This is a genomic window from Parvibaculum sp., from assembly GCF_040882025.1.
Taxonomy (GTDB): domain Bacteria; phylum Pseudomonadota; class Alphaproteobacteria; order Parvibaculales; family Parvibaculaceae; genus Parvibaculum.
Genome location: NZ_JBBECC010000086.1, coordinates 1 through 4,815, shown reverse-complemented (window position 1 = coordinate 4,815; position 4,815 = coordinate 1). Strand labels below are relative to the sequence as shown.

5 protein-coding genes are annotated in these 4,815 nt (G+C 61.7%); 3 read left to right on the top strand and 2 right to left on the bottom strand.

Annotated features, from left to right (window positions below; genetic code table 11):
• Positions 1-185 (bottom strand): hypothetical protein (locus tag WEB61_RS05985; protein ID WP_368063420.1); only part of this gene is annotated, 185 nt, incomplete at its 3' end.
• A gap of 81 nt (positions 186-266) precedes the next feature.
• On the opposite strand from WEB61_RS05985, the gene WEB61_RS05980 reads away from it, so the two are divergent.
• Both WEB61_RS05980 and WEB61_RS05975 read left to right on the top strand, forming a co-directional pair.
• Positions 267-1,361, top strand: a complete 1,095-nt coding sequence (locus WEB61_RS05980; RefSeq protein WP_368063419.1) for a phosphotransferase — start codon at positions 267-269, stop codon at positions 1,359-1,361.
• Positions 1,362-1,406: 45 nt separating this feature from the next.
• Positions 1,407-1,856 carry a GNAT family N-acetyltransferase gene (locus WEB61_RS05975; RefSeq protein WP_368063418.1) on the top strand — a complete coding sequence of 150 codons (450 nt, stop codon included), beginning with the start codon at positions 1,407-1,409 and terminating at the stop codon, positions 1,854-1,856.
• Positions 1,857-2,098: 242 nt separating this feature from the next.
• Here WEB61_RS05975 and WEB61_RS05970 read toward each other — a convergent pair whose 3' ends face one another.
• Entirely contained in the window at positions 2,099-3,253 is a 1,155-nt protein-coding gene (locus WEB61_RS05970; protein ID WP_368063417.1) for a 6-phosphofructokinase, read from the bottom strand.
• 270 nt (positions 3,254-3,523) lie between these two features.
• Here WEB61_RS05970 and WEB61_RS05965 point away from each other — a divergent pair.
• On the top strand, positions 3,524-4,815 hold a 1,292-nt coding region (locus WEB61_RS05965; RefSeq protein WP_368063416.1), incomplete at its 3' end, for a glutamate--cysteine ligase.

Genomic DNA, 4,815 nt, shown 5'->3' with positions numbered 1-4,815 from the left:
TCGGTTACCGCGCCATCGAGCGCGAAAAGCAGAACGCGTGAGGCAATGAGGGCAAGGCTTTTCTCAGACCTTTCCCTTAAATCGTCATGACCCGCTTTATGCGGGTCATCCACGTCTTTGCGGCGTTGCCTTGAAGAAAGACGTGGATGGCCCGCCACCTTTATTACAAAGGAGGGCCGGGCCATGACGGAATTGGTTGATATGGAAACATCGTCGAAGCACGAAACAAAAGAAATTGAATAAACGACACGGGGAGAGACAAACCAATGACCGACGCAGCCGAAAGCCGGCAGGAACAGTTTTCCGGTACCAAGGACGTTGCCGACAGCCACAAATTCGACGAGAAACGCCTTGAGGAGTACATGGCGGCGCATGTCGAGGGCTTCAAAGGTCCGTTGACGGTCAGCCAGTTCAAGGGCGGTCAGTCGAATCCGACCTATCAGCTCGCGACGCCGTCGAAAAAATATGTGCTGCGCCGCAAGCCGCCGGGCAAGCTGCTGCCGTCCGCCCATGCGGTCGACCGCGAATACAAGGTCATCACTGCGCTTCACGGCGTCGGTTTCCCCGCGCCGCGCACATATTGCCTTTGTGAAGACGACGGCGTCATCGGCACCATGTTCTACATCATGGACATGGTCGAGGGCCGCGTGCTCTGGGAGCCGCTTATGCCCGGCATCGAGCCGGAGACGCGCTGGAAGATCTACGACTCCCTCAACGCCACCATGGCGCAGCTCCACACCGTCGACTACCAGGCGATCGGTCTCGGCGATTTCGGCAAGCCCGGCAATTATTTCGCGCGCCAGATCTCGCGCTGGTCGAAACAATATGTCGCCTCCGAAACCGAATCCATTCCGGAGATGAACCGTCTTATGGAATGGCTGCCGGAAAATGTGCCGCAGGACGATTCGACATCGATCGTCCATGGCGACTACCGTCTCGACAACACGGTCCTGCACCCGACCGAGCCTAGGGTGATCGCGGTGCTCGACTGGGAGCTTTCGACGCTCGGCCACCCGCTCGGCGATTTCACCTACAGCCTGATGCAATGGGTGATGCCGGGGCAGGGCACCGGCGGCGGCACCGGTTCGATCAGGACGGCCGACCTCAAGTCGCTCGGCATCCCGACGCTTGAGGAATATATTGAGATGTACTGTGAACGGACGAATCGGTCGAACGGCATCGAAAATCTCGATTTTTATTTTTCGTATAATTTCTTCCGTCTTGCGGGTATCCTGCAGGGAATCGCGGGGCGGGTGAGGGACGGGACGGCTTCAAGCGAGCATGCCAAACAGATGGCGGCCAATGTGCGGCCGCTTGCCGAGGAAGCGTGGATCTATGCCCAACGCGCGGGAGCCCGATAACGGGAAAGACCAACAACAAGAATAACCCCAGTGAGTGTGCGTAATATGAGTTCTTCCGAGATTTCCTCCTGGAGCCGTCACGGCTTCGAGATCAATACCGACAAATCGCGGCTCGACAAGGAGTCCATCCTGAAGATGCTCGGCGCCACCTATTGGGCGCGCGACGTTTCGCCGGAAAACCTCTGGACCAGCATCCTCAATTCGCGGGCCTACGGGCTTTATTCGCCGGATGGCGAGCAGGCCGGCTTCGGCCGCATGGTCACCGACATGACGCGCTTCGCCTGGATGAGCGATGTCTACATCCTGCCCGTCCACCGGGGCGACGGCCGCGGCAAGTGGATCGTCGAGACGATGTTGAACGACCCGGCGCTCGCCGCCGTCCACCGCATCATGCTCTCCACCAACGACGCCCACTCGCTTTATGAGCGCTTCGGCTTCAGCATCATCGGCGACGACGGTGCCGAAGGCCGCCAGCTGATGCAGCTGAAGCGGTAGGGACGGCTCTCTCTTTTCGTCATTGCGAGCGCAGCGAAGCAATCTAGGGGCGGGGTTGCGGCGCATGTTTTAAAGAGCCGCTGTCCTCATGCTAATAAAAACCGTCATGGCCCGCTTCATGCGGGCCATCCACGTCTTTCTTCCTGAGCATGCCGCAAGACGTGGATGACCCGCCACCTTGATGACAAAGGAGGGCCGGGTCATGACGTTTTCTTTTCCAGCTTCGTATCGTCAACCGCGCCTCAATACAAAAACATCGGCTTGCCCATCACCCGGGCAATACGCGGGCGATAGGCGTCGCGGTCGTAGAAGGCGTCGACATCGACGCGCTTGCCGCCGCTGGCGCATGTCGCCGCCGGCACGGTCGTGTAATTGCCGTCATGCAGCGCTGTCATGAAGCCGGTGCGGCCTTCCGCGATCTCCTGCACGGCGAGCGTGCCGAAGCTCTTCGCCACCATCTGGTCGAGCGCGTCGGGCGGCCCGGCGCGCATGAGATAGGCGAGCGACTGCGTGATCGTGTCGATGCCGGTGATCCGCGTCAGTTCCTGGCCGACCAGATGGCCGATGCCGCCGAGGCGCTTGCGGCCATATTCATCCGCCTCGCCATAGGTCAGCGTCTCGCCCCCTTCCATCGTCGCGCCTTCCGAGATCACCACCATCGCGTAGCGCGCCGGGTTCTCCATCCGGTCCGCCGCCAGCAATTCCCCGAGCTTCGCGACATCGAACGGCACCTCCGCGATGATCGCGCGGTCGACATCGGCGAGATAGCTCGCAAGCAGCGCCGTCTCGCCCGAATGCCGTCCGAAGAGTTCGACCACCGCGATGCGCTCATGGCTTCCCGTCGAGGTCCGGAGCGCGTTGATGTGTTCGACCGAGCGCGACACCGCCGTCGAAAAGCCGATGCAGTAATCCGTGCCGAAAACGTCATTATCCATCGTCTTCGGGATCGAGACGATTTTCATGCCCTCATTGTGAAGCTGCGCGGCATAGTTGAGCGTCCCGTCGCCGCCGATCGTCACCATCACGTCGATGCCGAGATGCTCGAACACGCGCAATATATGCGGCGTGGTGTCGACCGTGCCCTTGTCGGAGGGCTTGAACTTTCCTTTCAGGAAATCCGGCAGCTTCGCCTCGACCATCCATTGCGGATCGGTCCGCGTCGTGTGAAGCACCGTGCCGCCCTTGCGGTCGATGGTCCTGACGGCCTCGGTGTCGAGCCGCATCAGATGCTGCTCGCTGCCGTCCGGATCGTCGGGATTGTAGTTCATCGGTCCGGCCCAGCCGCGCCGGAAGCCCACCACCTCCCAGCCGAGTTCGGCCGCGCGCCGCATCACCGCCTTGATGCAGGAATTGAGCCCCGGCACATCGCCGCCGCCTGTGAGAATTCCAAGTCGCATATCGCCGCTCTCCTGTGCTCGCTCGCGTCATTCTTGCACTGACCGGCACGGAAAACGACGTTTGCGTGCCGCGCGCGGGCCATCTTTCTGCCGGGGCTGCATCCTGCGGCTCCGATCTGTAAAATGAGTGTAGTTCGCGAAGAGAGATTTGCGCTTGTCACCCGCGAAGGGCGCTCCTACATCTGGGCGACGCGAAGGACCATGCGGGGCTCACGGGCTGGTGAACCTCGACAAAGGCAAGAAGGTCCGCGGAGGAACAAAGGGGCTCGCATGAGCATACTCGTCGCCGGGCCCGAGCCCATCACCGACCGTCGCGATCTCGTGGCCGCGCTGGAGCGCGGCAACAAGCCGAAATCCGACTGGCGCATCGGTACCGAGCACGAGAAATTTCCCTTCTGTGTGAAAGGTCTGACGCCGATCCCCTATGGCGGCGACCACGGCATCCGCGCCATGCTGGAGGGCCTGACGCGCTTCGGCTGGCAGCCGGTTATGGAAGGCGAACACATCATCGGCCTCGAAAGCGACGACGGTTCGCGCGGCAACATCTCGCTTGAGCCCGGCGGCCAGTTCGAGCTGTCGGGCGCGGCGCTCGAAACATTGCACCAGACCTGTTCCGAGCTTCACGACCACCTGGCGCAGGTGAAGGAAGTGGGCGCGGAACACGGCATCGGCTTTCTGGGTTTGGGCTTCACGCCCAACTGGCGCCGCGACGAAATCCCGGTCATGCCCAAGGGCCGCTACAAGATCATGACCGAATACATGAAGAAGGTCGGGACCATGGGTCTCGACATGATGTACCGCTCCTGCACGGTGCAGGTGAACCTCGATTTCGCCTCCGAAGCCGATATGGTGAAAAAGCTGCGCGTCGCCATTGCGCTACAGCCGGTCGCGACCGCCATTTTCGCCAATTCTCCGTTCACGGAAGGAAAGCCCAATGGCTATCTTTCCTACCGCTCCCATGTCTGGACGGATACGGACCGGGCGCGTTCGGGCATGATCCCGTTTGTGTTCGAACAGGGCTTCGGCTTCGAGCGTTATGTCGACTACGCGCTCGATGTACCGATGTATTTCGTCTATCGCGACGGCAAATATATCGACGCGACGGGCCAGTCCTTCCGCGATTTCCTCGAAGGCCGCCTGCCGGCGCTGCCCGGCGAAGTGCCGACGCGGGGCGACTGGAACAACCACCTGACGACGATCTTCCCCGAGGCGCGCATCAAGAACTACATGGAAATGCGCGGCGCCGATGGCGGCCCCTGGGCGCGCATCTGCGGCCTGCCGGCCTTCTGGGTCGGTCTGCTTTACGAGCAGTCCTCGCTCGACGCGGCCTGGGACCTCGTCAAGGACTGGACGGATGAAGAACGTCAGGCCTTGCGCGACGGCGTGGCGAAGCATGCGCTGAAGACGCCCTTCCGCGGCGGCACATTGCTCGACGTCGCGCGCCGCGCCGTGGAGATATCACGCGCCGGCCTCGATGCCCGCGCCAACGGCGACGGCGTCGGCGCCACCGAGGCGATCCACCTCCACGCGGTCGAAAAGATCGTCGAGACGGGCATCACCCC

What these genes read in the sequence shown, in the direction of transcription:
- WEB61_RS05980 (WP_368063419.1), top strand. Translation starts at nt 267, where the DNA reads ATGACCGACGCAGCCGAAAGCCGGCAGGAACAGTTTTCCGGTACCAAG.
- WEB61_RS05975 (WP_368063418.1), top strand. Translation starts at nt 1,407, where the DNA reads ATGAGTTCTTCCGAGATTTCCTCCTGGAGCCGTCACGGCTTCGAGATC.
- WEB61_RS05970 (WP_368063417.1), bottom strand. Translation starts at nt 3,253, where the DNA reads ATGCGACTTGGAATTCTCACAGGCGGCGGCGATGTGCCGGGGCTCAAT.